The 14,845-nt window shown below is 68.0% G+C and carries 20 protein-coding genes; 14 read left to right on the top strand and 6 right to left on the bottom strand.

The annotated features are described in order from the left end of the window. Window positions 1-6 precede the first annotated feature (6 nt). Window positions 7-1,506, bottom strand: a complete 1,500-nt coding sequence (locus DFR69_RS10310; RefSeq protein ID WP_110037548.1) for an aldehyde dehydrogenase family protein — start codon at window positions 1,504-1,506, stop codon at window positions 7-9. Window positions 1,507-1,761: 255 nt separating this feature from the next. On the opposite strand from DFR69_RS10310, the gene DFR69_RS10305 reads away from it, so the two are divergent. From DFR69_RS10305 to DFR69_RS10295, 3 genes are read left to right on the top strand one after another with little or no spacing between them, the layout of a single operon-like run. Beyond that, window positions 1,762-2,748 (top strand): ATP-binding cassette domain-containing protein, encoded by a 987-nt coding sequence (locus tag DFR69_RS10305; RefSeq protein WP_110037235.1) that lies wholly within the window; start codon window positions 1,762-1,764, stop codon window positions 2,746-2,748. Beyond that, window positions 2,745-3,554 (top strand): ABC transporter permease, encoded by an 810-nt coding sequence (locus DFR69_RS10300; protein WP_110037234.1) that lies wholly within the window; start codon window positions 2,745-2,747, stop codon window positions 3,552-3,554. Before DFR69_RS10305 ends, DFR69_RS10300 begins: the two co-directional genes overlap by 4 nt. Further along, on the top strand, window positions 3,551-4,408 hold the full coding sequence (locus tag DFR69_RS10295) for an ABC transporter permease (protein ID WP_244198189.1): 858 nt from the start codon (window positions 3,551-3,553) through the stop codon (window positions 4,406-4,408). The genes DFR69_RS10300 and DFR69_RS10295 overlap by 4 nt, the downstream gene beginning before the upstream one ends. A 54-nt stretch (window positions 4,409-4,462) precedes the next feature. On the opposite strand, the gene DFR69_RS10290 is transcribed toward DFR69_RS10295, so the two are convergent. The 5 genes from DFR69_RS10290 to DFR69_RS10270 form a co-directional block, all read right to left on the bottom strand. Continuing rightward, window positions 4,463-5,641 carry a lycopene cyclase family protein gene (locus DFR69_RS10290; protein ID WP_244198188.1) on the bottom strand — a complete coding sequence of 393 codons (1,179 nt, stop codon included), beginning with the start codon at window positions 5,639-5,641 and terminating at the stop codon, window positions 4,463-4,465. 83 nt (window positions 5,642-5,724) lie between these two features. After that, window positions 5,725-6,285: a Uma2 family endonuclease gene (locus DFR69_RS10285; protein WP_208643948.1), complete on the bottom strand. Its 561-nt coding sequence runs from the start codon at window positions 6,283-6,285 to the stop codon at window positions 5,725-5,727. Window positions 6,286-6,385: 100 nt separating this feature from the next. Further along, window positions 6,386-7,561, bottom strand: coding sequence for an ABC transporter permease (locus tag DFR69_RS10280; RefSeq protein ID WP_167456217.1), 1,176 nt, complete (start codon window positions 7,559-7,561; stop codon window positions 6,386-6,388). Then, window positions 7,558-8,436 carry an ABC transporter ATP-binding protein gene (locus DFR69_RS10275; protein ID WP_110037231.1) on the bottom strand — a complete coding sequence of 293 codons (879 nt, stop codon included), beginning with the start codon at window positions 8,434-8,436 and terminating at the stop codon, window positions 7,558-7,560. Before DFR69_RS10275 ends, DFR69_RS10280 begins: the two co-directional genes overlap by 4 nt. Before the next feature lie 40 nt (window positions 8,437-8,476). Continuing rightward, entirely contained in the window at window positions 8,477-8,953 is a 477-nt protein-coding gene (locus DFR69_RS10270) for a hotdog fold domain-containing protein (RefSeq protein WP_110037230.1), read from the bottom strand. 526 nt (window positions 8,954-9,479) lie between these two features. Here DFR69_RS10270 and rpsJ point away from each other — a divergent pair. The 11 genes from rpsJ to rpsQ are packed head-to-tail and all read left to right on the top strand — an operon-like array spanning window position 9,480 to window position 14,734. Then, window positions 9,480-9,785 carry a 30S ribosomal protein S10 gene (gene rpsJ / locus DFR69_RS10265; RefSeq protein WP_003938093.1) on the top strand — a complete coding sequence of 102 codons (306 nt, stop codon included), beginning with the start codon at window positions 9,480-9,482 and terminating at the stop codon, window positions 9,783-9,785. A gap of 14 nt (window positions 9,786-9,799) precedes the next feature. Then, complete coding sequence (gene rplC / locus DFR69_RS10260) at window positions 9,800-10,465, top strand: 50S ribosomal protein L3 (protein ID WP_110037229.1); 666 nt, start codon at window positions 9,800-9,802, stop codon at window positions 10,463-10,465. Beyond that, entirely contained in the window at window positions 10,462-11,136 is a 675-nt protein-coding gene (gene rplD, locus DFR69_RS10255; RefSeq protein ID WP_110037228.1) for a 50S ribosomal protein L4, read from the top strand. Before rplC ends, rplD begins: the two co-directional genes overlap by 4 nt. Continuing rightward, on the top strand, window positions 11,133-11,438 hold the full coding sequence (gene rplW / locus DFR69_RS10250) for a 50S ribosomal protein L23 (RefSeq protein WP_019045018.1): 306 nt from the start codon (window positions 11,133-11,135) through the stop codon (window positions 11,436-11,438). The genes rplD and rplW overlap by 4 nt, the downstream gene beginning before the upstream one ends. 33 nt (window positions 11,439-11,471) lie before the next feature. After that, on the top strand, window positions 11,472-12,308 hold the full coding sequence (gene rplB, locus DFR69_RS10245) for a 50S ribosomal protein L2 (RefSeq protein ID WP_110037227.1): 837 nt from the start codon (window positions 11,472-11,474) through the stop codon (window positions 12,306-12,308). A 14-nt stretch (window positions 12,309-12,322) separates the two neighbouring features. After that, a complete protein-coding gene (rpsS, locus tag DFR69_RS10240; protein WP_056818481.1) occupies window positions 12,323-12,604 on the top strand; it encodes a 30S ribosomal protein S19 in 282 nt (93 codons plus the stop codon). Next, window positions 12,601-13,014, top strand: a complete 414-nt coding sequence (rplV, locus tag DFR69_RS10235; RefSeq protein ID WP_019045021.1) for a 50S ribosomal protein L22 — start codon at window positions 12,601-12,603, stop codon at window positions 13,012-13,014. Before rpsS ends, rplV begins: the two co-directional genes overlap by 4 nt. Further along, window positions 13,015-13,809: a 30S ribosomal protein S3 gene (gene rpsC, locus DFR69_RS10230; protein ID WP_019045022.1), complete on the top strand. Its 795-nt coding sequence runs from the start codon at window positions 13,015-13,017 to the stop codon at window positions 13,807-13,809. Between the two features lie 3 nt (window positions 13,810-13,812). Next, complete coding sequence (gene rplP / locus DFR69_RS10225) at window positions 13,813-14,229, top strand: 50S ribosomal protein L16 (protein ID WP_019045023.1); 417 nt, start codon at window positions 13,813-13,815, stop codon at window positions 14,227-14,229. Next, window positions 14,229-14,468 (top strand): 50S ribosomal protein L29, encoded by a 240-nt coding sequence (rpmC, locus tag DFR69_RS10220; protein ID WP_019045024.1) that lies wholly within the window; start codon window positions 14,229-14,231, stop codon window positions 14,466-14,468. The genes rplP and rpmC overlap by 1 nt, the downstream gene beginning before the upstream one ends. After that, entirely contained in the window at window positions 14,465-14,734 is a 270-nt protein-coding gene (gene rpsQ / locus DFR69_RS10215) for a 30S ribosomal protein S17 (RefSeq protein WP_110037226.1), read from the top strand. The genes rpmC and rpsQ overlap by 4 nt, the downstream gene beginning before the upstream one ends. The last annotated feature ends 111 nt before the right edge of the window (window positions 14,735-14,845 follow it).

The following is a 14,845-nucleotide window of genomic DNA, read 5'->3' as shown; positions in this document are numbered from 1 at the left end:
GCGCGGTCAGCGCCCGTGCCGGAGCCGGAACAGGGCCCTGGCCGTGCGCAGGTGCCGCGGATGACGATCGAAAGTCGACAGGCGCACCGGCGCCCGATACCGCCTGCGCGCGATCGACATCGTCCGGCTGAACTCGTGCAGCCCCTGCTCGCCGTGGCTGTGCCCCTGCCCGTACTCGCCGACCCCGCCGAACGGCAGGGCCGGGATCCCGGTGAACGCGGTCGACGAATTCACCGTCACCACGCCCACGCTGAGTTGCTCGGCGATGAACTCCGCGCTGGGGATGTCGCGGGTGAACACGGTGACCGCGATGCCGTTGCCCGCGGCGTTCACCCGCGCGACCGCGTCGGCGAGATCGGCCACCCGGTTCACCACCAGCACAGGGCCGATGCCCTCCCCGGTGATGGCGATGCTCTCCTCCGGCACCTCGGCCAGCACGATCGGCTCCACATACGGATCGCGGAAGGAGTCGAGCCCGCCCAGGACCGCGTGGCCGCCGCGGGCGATGGCGTCGCGGACCTGCCTGCGCACCACGTCGACCTGGGCGGCGTTGATCATCGGACCGTAGGCTGCGCGATTGTCGGCGCCCGGCCGCAGCTTCGCGGCCCGATCGGCCGCCCTGGCCAGGAAGTCGTCGAACACCGAATCGGCGACATAACAGCGCTGGATGCCCGAGGCGTTCTGGCCCGCGTTGGCCATGGCCCCGAACACCGCGGCCTCGGCGGCGGCGTCGAGGTCGGCGTCGACGTGCACGATCATGCTGCCCTTGCCGCTGTTCTCCACCACGACGGGCGTGAGCGTCTGCGCGCACAGCGCGATCACCTCGCGCCCACCCGCCTCCGGGCCGGCATAGGCGATCTTGTCGACCTTGGCCTTGCACAGCGCGGTCGCCGTGCGGGTGTCGCCGGTGACGGCCTGCAGCACCGGCTGGTCGGGCACGACCGTGGCCCAGCTACGGGCCAGCCACACCCCGACGCCGGTGGTGATCTCGTGCGGATGGAACACCACCGCGTTGCCCGCCGCCATCGCGTAGGCGATCGAACCCATCGGGGTGAAGACCGGGTTGTTCCACGCGCCGAGCACACCGACCACACCCAGGGGCAGATAGCCGACCGAGGCGTGCTGATTGCGCGTGAACCACCCGGTCGCCAAGCGTTTCCGGCCCAGCGCGCGTTCGGCGTTGCGGGCCGCCCAGTCCAGGTTCTCGACCGCGAGCATCACCTCGAGCGCCGCGTCGGCCTCCGGCTTGCCGGTCTCGGCGCGCAGCACCTCCACCAATTCGCCCGCGTGCCTGGCGATCTGGGCGCGCCAGTCCAGCAGCAGGCGACGCCGTTCGGCGAATCTCAGTTCGCCCCACCAGCTCTGGGTCGCGCGGGCCGTGCGCACCGCGCGGGTGACCTCGGCGGGACCGTCGACGGAATACTGCGCGAGCTGCTCGCCGGTGCGCGGGTCGAACGACGTCAGCACGTCGGACCGTCCCGTCGGCGCAGCGGTGGCCTCTGTCATCGTCACCTCTCACAGGAGATCGAACGCGCCCGGGCACGGGCAGGTGAGACGAGTGTTTCCCCGTCGGCCAGCGTATGGGCGTCCGCGCGAGCCGACAAGGTCGATGTACTGCCCTTGTACTGCCCTCGTGAGCAAGACCACACGACAACGGCCCCGCGAACGGCCGGACCGGTAACATCGCGCCGAACGGTACAGATCACTTACCGACAAGCTAATTTCCGTGATGGTGGAGAGTTGATGCCGAGTTCGATCTCAATGGATTCGCCCGCAGGGGGCGTCGCGTCGCGTGCCGATGAGCCCGCGGTGCTGGTGTCCGATGTGCGCAAGTCCTTCGGCGACGTGCACGCGTTGCAAGGCATCAGCTTCCGGGCGGAGAAGGCCAGCGTGCTCGGCATCCTCGGACCCAACGGCGCCGGCAAGACCACCACGGTCAAGATCCTGTCGACGCTGCTGCGCCCCGACTCCGGCACCGCCGTCGTGGCGGGCCACGACGTGCGCACCGATGCCGCCGGCGTGCGCCGCGCGATCATGATGACCGGCCAGTACGCCGCCCTCGACGAGAACCTCACCGGCCGCGAGAACCTCGAGCTGTTCGGGCGGCTGATGGGGCTGTCCAAGTCGGCCGCGCGCAAGCGCGCCGAAGTCCTGCTCGAGGAGTTCGACCTGGTCAGCGCGGGCAAGCGGGCCGTGCGCAACTACTCGGGCGGCATGCGCCGCCGCGTCGACATCGCCTGCGGGCTGGTCGTGCGGCCCGAGGTCGTGTTCCTCGACGAGCCGACCACCGGCCTCGACCCGCGCAGCCGTCAGGGTGTGTGGGACCTGGTCACCGCGCTCAAGAACCAGGGCATCACGGTGCTGCTCACCACGCAGTACCTCGAAGAGGCCGACGTGCTCAGCGACAACATCATCGTCATCGACAAGGGCACCGTCATCGCCGAGGGCACCGCCGACCAGCTCAAGGCCAAGACCGGCGGCAGCTTCTGCGAAATCGTCCCGCTCGACCCGAGCCGCCTGGCCGCGACCGTCGAAGCGCTCGGTGACCTGGTCCCCGCCGCCGTCGCGGCCGAGATCGCCGGCGCCGACAAGCTCTCGGTGCCCGCGCCCGACGGCGCCGCGACCCTCGCCGAGGCGCTGCGCAGGCTCGACAGCGCCGGCATCGACCTGGCCGACATCGCGCTGCGCAGGCCCTCGCTCGACGACGTGTTCCTGTCCATCACCGGCCACTCGGGCGGCCACCAGTGAGTGCCCCGACCGTCGCGGGGACCACCCTGTTCGACGACCTACCCCCGGCCCAGCCGAGCAGCTTCGCGCAGTGGCGCGCGCTGACCGGCCGCGTCGTCTGGACCATGGTCACCAAGGGCGAACTGATCGTCGCGGTGCTGTTCCCGCTGGTGATCACCGTGGCCTTCTATCTGCCGCTGCGGTACGTGATGAAGGTCCAGGGCATCGACTACGCGCAGTACGTCATGCCGATCATCGTGCTCCAGACGATGGCGATGACCATGATGTCGAACGCGCAGCTGGCCGCGTTCGAGGCGCTCACCGGCCTGAGCTCGCGGCTGCAGACCATGCCCATCGGCTCGCTGGTGCCGCTGGTCTCGCGGATCAGCGCGGGCCTGGTGCGCTCGGTGATCTCGCTGGCGGCCACCATCGGCTACGGCTACCTGATCGGCTTCCGGTTCACCGGCGGCTGGCTGCAGGCGCTGGCGTTCTGCGGGTTCGCGCTGGCCGTCGGCCTGGTGCTCACGCTCGGCGCCGACGCGCTCGGCAGCCTCACCAAGAACCCCGAGTCGCTGAGCCAGGCGCTCACCCTGCCGATCCTGATCTTCGGGATGCTGTCCACCGGGTTCGTGCCCGAACAGGCCTTCCCGAGCTGGGCGCGCGGCTTCGCCCGCAACCAGCCGATCTCCCAGGCCGCCCAGACCCTCAGCGACATGGCCGCGGGCCAGCTGAGCTGGGCGGGGACCTGGGTGTCGCTGGCCTGGCTCGGCGGCCTGGCCATCTTCTTCCTCCCACTGGCTGTGTGGGCGAGTGTGAGGCGATCATGACCACGACGACCCCCGAGCGGAACTCGCTGCCCGCCGACGAGACCGCGGCGCTGCTGCCGGTGGTGCACGCCAAGCCGGAAGGCGCGGTGTCGATGTGGGTGAGCCACAGCCTGCTGCAGTGCAAGCGCCTGCTGATGGTGTGGCTGCGCGATCCGGCGACCACCATCCAGACCATCGTCTATCCCGCCGTGACGCTGCTGATGTTCCGCATCGTGCTCGGCGACTACATCACCGCCTACGGCGGCATGCCCGCGATCTACGGCCAGGCCGCGCTACTCACCCTGGTGGCGGCCATGACCGGCGCGGTGGTCAGCGCGCTCGGCTTCAAGCGGGAGAAGGCCGCCGGGCTGCTCAGCCGGTTCTACACGATGCCGCTGAACAAGGCCTCGCTGCTGACGGGCCGGTTGCTGGCCGAGGCGGTGCGCATCCTGATCACCACCGTGATCGTGCTGCTCGTCGCGGTGCCGCTGGGCTTCCTGTTCATGGAGGACCCGCTCACCAACATCGCGCTGGTCTGCGTGCCGGTGCTGTTCGGTCTCGGCTTCGCGGTGATGGTGACCGCGTTGGCCACCGTCACCGAGGGCGTGATGCTGATCAGCCTGATCAGCATCGTCAACACGCTGCTGATGTTCTTCAACACCGGCTTCGTCCCGATCATCGCCTACCCGACCTGGCTGCAGACCATCGTGGAGAACCAGCCGATGAGCTGCGCGATCAACGCGATGATCGGCCTGTCCTACGGCGGACCGGTCGCCGAGCCGCTGCTGAAGACGCTGGCCTGGACGGTCGGCATGATCGCCGTCTTCGCCTATCCGGCCATCGTCGGCTACAAGCGCGCCGCGCAGACCGCCTAGCCTGACCACCGCATCGCCCCGTAGTCCCCTGTGGACTGCGGGGCGATCGCGGTCTCAGTGGGTCGGTGCCTCGGCGGGCGCGAACGGGTAGTCGAGCCAGCGGTCGCGGTTGGTCCAGCCGACGAGGTCGTAGCGCCACCGGAACGGCCAGGTGTGCGCGACCGTGTTGAACAGGACGGCGCCGAGGGCGGTGTAGTCGTCGTGGGCCGACAGCAGCGCCCGCTGCCCGCGCTCGGATTCGGTGAAGAACGCCTCGAACATGGCGATCGACTGGTCGGTGGTGAGCCGACCGAGCCCCCACAGCCCGCGCATCCGCATCCAGTACACCGCGCGTGCCCGCCACGGCCACAGCGCCTCGATCGGATCGCGGCCCCGCTGGACGGCGTCGACCGCGGTGTCGACCAGCGCGAGCGAATCGGCGACGGAGTAGCCGGTGCACGGGTGCATCATCCCGCCGCGCGAACCGAACGGCACGGCGCCGGCGGCGCCCTTCCTCGGCGGCGGCTGGTCCAGCGGATAGTGCGCGGCCTCGTGCGGCTCGTCGCCGGTGAGGCGGATGCCGTGCGCGGCCAGCCTGTTCAGCGTCCGCTTGCGCAGCTCGTGCTGGGGCATGCCGCCGCGCAGGCCGAGGCTGGTTTCCTCGAAGATCACCGTGCCGTCGCCGAGCGGCACCGCGTACAGGAACGACGGCGGCTCGTCGGGGCCTGCGCCGTTCTCCGGCCGCCAGTCCAGCAGCAGCCCTTCGCCGTCGGCCACCATCGGCGCCGCGGTCTCGGCGTCGACGAAGATGCCGTGCGCGGAGGCTGCCCTGCGCTTGCCGAGGGTCGGCAGGCCACGGGTGTCGAACACCGTCGCCGCCTTGATCACCGCGCCGTCGGCGAGTTCGACTTCGTGCTGGTCGACCCTGCTCGCCCGCGCGGCGAACACCGTCGCGTCGTCGAGCGCGAGCGCCGCGTGCAGCCCCGCCTTGGACAGCACGCAGTACGGCCGTTCGATCCGATGCTCGGTCTTGGTCCACACCGTCGGCGCGGCGATGCGCTGGGCGACGGCGCTGTCGGGCAGCCAGGCGGGCAGTTCATCGACCCAGCAGGAGAACGTCGGCGGGAACAGCCGGTCCGGTCGCGGGTCCACCGCGGCCACGCGGAACCCGGCCACTGCGGCGCGATGCGCCAGCCCTCGCCCGGTCGGGCCGAGCCCCACCACACACACATCGAATTCCCGCGAACCGCTCACCCCGGCATTCAATCGGGCATCGTCACCCCGATGCAATTCCGGCCTGATCCGCTCGATGACCGGACCCGACAGCAGTCGAAGAGTCAGCGCCGAGTGGTCAGCAGCGTCGTCGGATCGATGATGAGCTGGGTGCCGGCTAGTTCGATAGCCGTCGGGGCGGAGGTGTCGGCGATCAGCTTGTACTGGTCAGCGACCAGTCTGTACGCGGTGATCGAGGCTGGTGCTTCGATATCGACGAGCCAGTAATGCTCGATACCGGCCTCGGCGTACTCCGCGAATTTGGTGATTCGGTCGGTGCGTCGAGTACCGGGCGAGAGGATCTCGACAGCTAGGAGCACGTCGGTCGCGTCCCAGCGAACAACAGCGTCATCCAGCGCAGGCACCACACAAACGTCTGGTATGCGCACAGTCGGAGGTGGCGTCTCCTCGATCACGACTTCGACCTCGCCCAATGCCTCCAATTCCGCAGGCAGTTGACTGTTGAGCTGTGTCGCCAGCCGGATGATCACCCGCTGATGAATCGACGTCGGTCGCGGTGACACAGCAAGAACCCCCTCCGCCAGCTCGATCTTGCGTTCGTTGTTCTCCGGGAGATCATCCCAGTCCGCCAGGGTCAACAAATGGTCCGGCCAGAGCATTGCCATGTCGCACCTCCTCGAGCGGTGATCGATCTCCAGTCTGCCACAGTCCGCCTGCCGCAATCGCGCAAAGCCGCAGCTCGGCGCAGGGTAAGGCGGCCTCGGATCAGTCCTCCAGCGCGAGTGCCTGGCGCATCGTCAGCCGGCCCTGGGTCTGCATCAGTGACCGGCGGTAGATCTTCTCGGCCACCACGACGATCCCGTAGGCCGCCACCGCCATCACGGCCAGCGAGACGACCGGCTCCCACCACGCCGCGCTGCCCTCGGCCAGCCGGCCCGGCATGGCGACGATCGACATGATCGGCACGTACGAGGCCACCACCCGCGCGGTGCCGGTCAGGAAGATGCCGGCGAACAGCACGATCATGATCAGCATCGACAGGGGAGTGGCCGTGGACTGCAGGTCCTCGCTGCGGGTGGCCAGCGAACCCGCGACCGCCCACAGACTGGCCAGCGCGAGGAAACCGACCAGGAAGAACACGATGAACCAGCCCGCCGCACCGGCGATCCGGCCCAGCTGATCGCCCTGCCCGATCGCCGCGAGACCGACCAGCCCGGCACCGACGAACAGGCTGAGCTGGATGAACGCCAGCACCGCGTTGCCGGCGACCTTGCCGATCAGCAACTGCCGCAACGGCATCGCGCTGGCCAGGATCTCGACGATCCGGTTCTGCTTCTCCTCCACCACGCTCTGCGCGATGGACATGCCGAACAGCACCGAGGACAGATAGAAGAGGAAGGCGAACACGAACGCCACGATCTTGGCCAGGCCCGGATCGACGGCGCCCTTCTCCAACAGGTCGTAGGTCACCCCGGCGCCGCGGCCGAGTTCTTCCAGTGAGACCCCCGCCGCCGCGGCATTGCGCTCCAGGGCGAGCTGGGTCGCGGCGGCGGTGATGTAGGTGGTGGCGTTGTCGTCCTCGGCGGTCTTGCCGATCAGCAGCCACCCGGAGACGTCCGGCACCAGACCGACATCGGCCCGCTCGTCGCGCACCGCCTGCTCGACGGCGGCCCGATCGGCCATCGGTTCGGCGGTGAAGGTGACATCGGTATCGGCCGCCGAGGCCAGCCCGTCGGCGGTCTGCACGACCGCCGCCGTGTCCGGCCCGGTGACCGCGACCGTGATCCGATCCGGCCTGCTGCTCAGGAATCCGCTCACGGCCAGCGACGCGACGATGGCCACGATGGTCACCACCGTCGAGATGACGAAATTTCGATCGCGCAGCTTCACCACGATCTCCCTGGCGGCGACGATCCGCCACACCCCGCGCGACATGCTCATGCCGTCACCTCCCGGTAGATCTCGGCCACCGTGGGCCGCAGCTCGGCGAATTCGCGCACCGACCCGCGCGTGAGCGCCTCGGTGAGCACCGAATCGGTACTCGCGCCCGTCAATTCGAGGACCGCCGCCGACCCGTTCGTCTCGACCACCCGCACCCCGGTGAATTCGCGCAACCACCCCGGATCGCTGTCGACGACCAGCCGATACCGCGCCGCGCTGCCCGCCCGCAACGACTCCACCGAGCCCTGTCCGACCACCCGCCCGGCGGCGAGGATCACCAGCTGATCGCACAGCCGCTCGACCAGATCGAGCTGATGCGAGGAGAACAGCACCGGCACGCCCTGGTCGGCGTACTCGCGCAGCAGCTCGGCCATCGAGTCGACCGCGACGGGATCGAGCCCCGAGAAGGGCTCGTCCAGGATCAGGGCCGTCGGCTGCGCGATCACCGCCGCCGCGATCTGCACGCGCTGCTGATTGCCCAGCGACAGCGACTCGAGCTTGTCCTTGCCGCGGTCGCCGAGTCCGAACCGCTCCAGCAGCTCCCCGGCGCGCGTCTTGGCCGCCGCCGCGCTCACCCCGCGCAACCGCGCCAGGTAGACCAGCTGATCGACGACGGGCTGTTTGGGATAGAGCCCGCGTTCCTCCGGCATATAGCCGAAGGCCCGGCGATCGGCGGCGGTCACCGGGCGCCCGTTCCACCCGACCTCGCCCGCGTGCACGGCGAGTACCCCCATGATCATCCGCATGGTGGTGGTCTTGCCCGCCCCGTTACCGCCGACGAATCCGGTCAGCGCGCCGGGCGCCACCGTGAACGACACGTGGTCGACCGCCACGTTGTCGCCGAAACGCCGGACCAGTCGCGCGACTTCCAACATCCCACAACCGTACCGATCCAAGGGCTTTCGCCGAGGGAGGTCAGCGCGGAGTGACCCAGGTGGTGATGTCGGCGTGCACGACCTCGACGCCGTCCTTGTCATAGATCGACACGGGCACGGTGAGCTCGGTGCCCTCGGTGATCGCCGCGAAGTCCGGGACCTCGGCCAGCTTCGCCACCGCCCGCAGCCCGGTCTCCGCCTTGGCCAGGTACTGCACGTTCATCGCCTTGGGGATCCACCGATGCGTGGTCGGCACGGTGGCCTCGCTGAGCATGCCCATCGCGACCTCGGCCAGGTTGCAGGCCGCGATCGCGTGGAAGGTGCCCAGGTGGTTGTGGATGCCGAACCATTTGGGCGAGGTCACCTCGCAGATCCCGGGCTCGAGCCGGACCACCTGCGGCAGCACCGTGCCGAAGTAGGGGACCCGGGCGACCATGCCGAGCGAGAACAGCGCGTGCCCGATGCGATTGTCGGGCAGTTTCTTCCAGCCGCGGTAGGTCGCGGTTTCCTGTGCCATTCCCCTATCTTACTCAAAAGTAAGATCGTGCGGAACCCGCCCCGAACGGGTGTCCTCGGCGCGCCAGCTACCATGGATCGGCACAGCTCGATCGGCGGTGCGGTCCAGGTAGAAGGCCCCTCGTGGCGTGATCGATGCCTCATGACCCCCGATTTGAAGACCGCCGACGGCATGGTGCATACTGTTCGGGTTGCCTTTCACAGGATCATGTCTTCTCCTCGGAGAAGACGGGCCGCGTGAGGCGAGCAGTAGTTTGTATCCCGCCGGTTCGCCGGGGTGGATACGTCCGGAACCACCGTTCCAGGCCAAGGTGAGCAAACGACCGGGGCTGAGGAATGAGCGAAAAGGCGACACGCCCGACCGCGTGGACCGGAGAACCATGACAGATGAACAGCGGCGAGGATCGGGCGGTGCCCGGTCGCGGTCTCCAGACTGAGATCTTCGTGTGTTCGGGCTGTGCAAATGAGGGTGGTGCAGGAGCCAGCTCCTGTGACCACGAAGGAAAGCGGAGAAAAGGACACTTAGCGTGGCGGGACAAAAGATCCGCATCAGGCTCAAGGCCTATGACCACGAGGCGATCGACGCGTCTGCGCGCAAGATCGTGGAGACGGTGACCCGCACTGGCGCCCGTGTGGTCGGGCCTGTGCCGTTGCCCACCGAGAAGAACGTGTACTGCGTCATCCGTTCGCCGCACAAGTACAAGGACTCGCGCGAACACTTCGAGATGCGTACGCACAAGCGCCTCATCGACATCCTCGACCCGACGCCGAAGACGGTCGACGCGCTCATGCGCATCGATCTGCCGGCCAGCGTCGACGTCAACATCCAGTGACGGGGACTCGAGAAATGACTGACAACAAGAACCGGCCCGCAGCCGGCATCCTGGGCACCAAGCTCGGCATGACCCAGGTCTTCGACGAGAAGAACCGCGTCGTCCCGGTCACCGTCATCAAGGCGGGCCCGAACGTGGTCACCCAGATCCGCACCGTGGAGCGCGACGGCTACTCGGCCGTCCAGATCGCTTTCGGCGCCATCGACCCGCGCAAGGTGAACAAGCCGGACGCCGGCCAGTTCGCCAAGGCCGGTGTCACCCCGCGCCGCCACGTCACCGAGATCCGCGTCGCGGACGCCTCCACCTTCGAGGTCGGCCAGGAGCTCTCCGCCGACGTGTTCGAAGAGGGCACCTACGTCGACGTGACCGGTATCAGCAAGGGCAAGGGCTTCGCCGGCACCATGAAGCGTCACGGCTTCGCCGGTCAGGGCGCCTCGCACGGTGCGCAGGCTGTGCACCGTCGCCCCGGCTCCATCGGTGGCTGCGCCACCCCCGGCCGCGTGTTCAAGGGCATGCGCATGTCGGGTCGCATGGGTAAGGAACGCGTCACCACGCAGAACCTCTCGGTTCACAAGGTCGACGCCGAGAACGGCCTGCTCCTGGTCAAGGGTGCCATCCCGGGCCGCAAGGGCAACGTCGTGATCGTCAAGAGCGCCGTGAAGGGTGGTGCGCACGCATGACCAGCCTCGACAAGAAGGCCAACCTGACGCTGACCGTGAAGGCCGCAGGCGGCAAGACCGAAGGCACCGTCGAACTCCCCGCGGAGATCTTCGACGTGACCGCCAACGTCGCGCTGATGCACCAGGTCGTCATCGCGCAGCTGGCCGCCGCTCGCCAGGGCACCCACGCCACGAAGACTCGTGGTCAGGTCTCCGGTGGCGGCAAGAAGCCGTACCGCCAGAAGGGCACCGGCCGCGCCCGCCAGGGTTCGACCCGTGCGCCGCAGTTCGCCGGCGGTGGCGCCGTCCACGGCCCGCAGCCGCGTGACTACAGCCAGCGGACCCCCAAGAAGATGAAGGCCGCCGCCCTGCGTGGCGCCCTCTCCGACCGGGCCCGCAACGAGCGCATCCACGTGATCTCCGAGCTGGTCGCGGGTCAGACCCCGTCGACCAAGTCGGCCCAGAGCTTCCTGTCCGAGCTGTCGGACCGCAAGAAGTTCCTGGTCGTCGTCGGTCGCGAGGACGTCGCCGCGTGGAAGAGCGTGGCGAACCTGCAGAACGTGCTGCCGATCGCCCCGGATCAGCTCAACACCTACGACGTGCTCAACAGCGACGACGTGGTGTTCAGCGTCGAGGCCCTGAACGCCTTCGTTCACGGTCCCGCCGAGGCGGCCCAGGAGGAGAGCAAGTGAGCACCATCGCCGACCCCCGCGACATCCTGCTCGCACCGGTCATCTCGGAGAAGTCCTACGGACTGATCGAGGAAGGCACCTACACCTTCCTGGTGCACCCGGATTCGAACAAGACGCAGATCAAGATCGCCGTCGAGAAGGTCTTCGGCGTCAAGGTCACCAGCGTCAACACCGCCAACCGTCAGGGCAAGCGCAAGCGGACCCGCTTCGGTTACGGCAAGCGCAAGGACACCAAGCGCGCGCTCGTGACCATCTCGGCCGACAGCAAGCCCATCGAGATCTTCGGAGGCCCGGTCGCGTAAGCGGCTGGTCATCCAGAAAGCAGAGAAGAACTCATGGCAATCCGTAAGTACAAGCCGACTACGCCGGGCCGTCGTGGCTCGAGCGTCTCGGACTTCGCCGAGATCACCCGGTCGACGCCGGAGAAGTCGCTGCTGCGCCCGCTCACCAAGTCCGGTGGTCGTAACGCGCACGGTCGCATCACCACGCGTCACCGCGGTGGCGGTCACAAGCGTGCCTACCGTCTGATCGACTTCCGTCGCCTGGACAAGGACGGCATCCCGGCCAAGGTCGCGCACATCGAGTACGACCCCAACCGCACCGCCAACATCGCACTGCTGCACTACGCCGACGGCGAGAAGCGCTACATCATCGCGCCGAAGGGCATCCAGCAGGGCAGCCCGATCGAGTCCGGCCCGACGGCCGACATCAAGCCGGGCAACAACCTGCCGCTGCGCAACATCCCGACCGGTACCACGATCCACAACGTGGAGCTGCGTCCGGGCGGCGGCGCCAAGATGGCCCGTGCCGCAGGCATGAGCATCCAGCTGCTGGGCAAGGAAGGGCCGTACGCGACCCTGCGTATGCCCTCCGGTGAAATCCGTCGTGTCGACGTGCGCTGCCGCGCCACCGTCGGCGAGGTCGGCAACGCCGAGCAGTCGAACATCAACTGGGGCAAGGCCGGCCGTATGCGCTGGAAGGGCCGCCGTCCCACCGTCCGTGGTGTCGTCATGAACCCGGTCGACCACCCGCACGGTGGTGGTGAGGGCAAGACCTCCGGTGGTCGCCACCCGGTCTCCCCGTGGGGTCAGCCTGAGGGCCGCACCCGCAAGCCCAACCGCCCGAGCGACAAGCTCATCGTCCGCCGCCGCAAGACCGGCAAGAAGCGCTAAGGAGGAGGTAAGAAATGCCACGCAGCCTCAAGAAGGGCCCGTTCGTCGACGACCACCTCCTCGCGAAGGTGGACGTGCAGAACGAGAAGGGCACGAAGCAGGTCATCAAGACCTGGTCGCGTCGCTCGACCATCATCCCCGATTTCATCGGCCACACCTTCGCCGTCCACGACGGTCGCAAGCATGTCCCGGTGTTCATCTCGGACAACATGGTCGGCCACAAGCTCGGTGAGTTCGCGCCGACCAGGACGTTCAAGAGCCACGTCAAGGACGACCGGAAGAGCAAGCGGCGATGACTGAAACCAACACCGAAACGGTTCAGAACCCGACTGCCCGCGCTACCGCTAAGCACGTGCGGGTCACCCCGATGAAGGCGCGTCGCGTCGTGGACCTGGTCCGCGGCAAGCGTGTCGAGGACGCCCTGGCGATCCTGAAGTTCGCGCCGCAGGCCGCGAGCGAGCCGGTTGCCAAGGTCGTGGCCAGCGCCGCGGCGAACGCCGAGAACAACCTCGGTCTGAACCCGGCCACCCTGGTCATCTCGACCGCGTTCGTCGACGAGGGTGCCACCATGAAGCGTTTCCAGCCGCGGGCCCAGGGCCGCGCGTTCCGGATCCGCAAGCGCACCAGCCACATCACCATCGAGGTCGAGAGCGTGCCCACTGCCGGCGCTGCCACTCGTAGCCGCCGGAAGGGAGGGGCAAAGTAAATGGGACAGAAAATCAACCCCCATGGCTTCCGCCTCGGTATCACCACCGACTGGAAGTCGCGTTGGTACGCGGACAAGCAGTACGCGGAATACGTGAAGGAAGACGTTCAGATCCGCAAGCTCCTCGCCACCGGCATGGAGCGGGCTGGTATCTCGAAGGTCGAGATCGAGCGCACCCGTGACCGCGTGCGTGTGGACATCCACACCGCGCGTCCCGGCATCGTGATCGGTCGCCGTGGCGCGGAGGCCGACCGCATCCGCGCCGAGCTGGAGAAGCTCACCAAGAAGCAGGTTCAGCTGAACATCCTCGAGGTCAAGAACCCCGAGTCGGATGCGCAGCTGGTCGCTCAGGGTGTCGCCGAGCAGCTCAGCAACCGTGTGGCGTTCCGTCGCGCGATGCGCAAGGCCATCCAGTCGGCCATGCGTTCGCCGAACGTCAAGGGCATCCGTGTGCAGTGCTCGGGCCGCCTCGGCGGCGCGGAAATGTCGCGCTCGGAGTTCTACCGCGAGGGTCGCGTCCCGCTGCACACGCTGCGCGCGGACATCGACTACGGCCTCTACGAGGCCAAGACCACCTTCGGTCGCATCGGCGTGAAGGTCTGGATCTACAAGGGTGACATCGTCGGTGGTCGTCGTGAGCTGACCGCTGCCGCCGCTGCTCCGGAGCGCCCGCGTCGCGAGCGTCCGAGCCGCCCGCGTCGTTCCGGTTCCGCCGGCACCACCGCGACCTCGACCGAGGTCGGTCGCGCCGCCACCGCTGTGGCGGACGCACCGGCAGAGAACCAGGAGGGCTGACGCATGCTGATGCCCCGTCGCGTCAAGCACCGCAAGCAGCACCACCCGTCCCGCTCCGGCATGTCCAAGGGCGGCACCGCGGTGGCGTTCGGTGAGTACGGCATCCAGGCCCTCGAGCCCGCCTACGTCACCAACCGTCAGATCGAGTCGGCGCGTATCGCGATGACCCGCCACATCAAGCGTGGCGGCAAGATCTGGATCAACATCTACCCCGACCGCCCGCTCACCAAGAAGCCTGCCGAGACCCGCATGGGTTCCGGTAAGGGTTCGCCGGAGTGGTGGGTCGCGAACGTGAAGCCCGGTCGGGTCATGTTCGAGATGTCTTACCCGAATGAGGAGATCGCTCGCGAGGCCCTGCGCCGCGCGATGCACAAGCTCCCGATGAAGTGCAGGATCGTGACCAGGGAGGAGCAGTTCTGATGGCTACCGGAACACCGGCCGCAGAGCTCCGCGAGCTCAACGAAGAAGAGCTCGTGGCCAAACTGCGCGAGAGCAAGGAAGAGCTTTTCAACCTGCGCTTCCAGATGGCGACGGGTCAGCTCGACAACAACCGTCGTCTGCGCGTCGTCCGCCACGAGATCGCGCGCATCTACACGGTCATGCGTGAGCGCGAGCTCGGCCTGGCCACGGCACCCGCTGGCAAGGGAGACGCGGCATGAGCGAGAACAAGGAAGAGCGCAACAGCCGCAAGGTACGCAGCGGCTACGTCGTCTCGGACAAGATGAACAAGACGATCGTCGTCGAGCTGGAAGACCGTCACCGGCACAAGCTCTACGGCAAGATCATTCGCACCACCTCCAAGGTGAAGGCGCATGACGAGAACGAGATCGCCGGCGTCGGCGACCGCGTTCAGCTGATGGAGACCCGTCCGCTGTCGGCCACCAAGCGCTGGCGTCTGGTCGAGGTCCTGGAGAAGGCCAAGTAAGGTCGCTCCTCGATCCATCGAGATCGTTCGCACGAAGGCCCGTCTCCCTCCGGGGAGGCGGGCCTTCGTCGTTCGTGCGGCAGGCTGATACCTGACTGATACCATTGAGGC

It is taken from the genome of Nocardia neocaledoniensis (assembly GCF_003182135.1).
Lineage (GTDB): Bacteria > Actinomycetota > Actinomycetes > Mycobacteriales > Mycobacteriaceae > Nocardia > Nocardia neocaledoniensis.
Note: the sequence above shows the minus strand (reverse complement) of the source record. Positions and strands in the feature narration are given on the sequence as shown.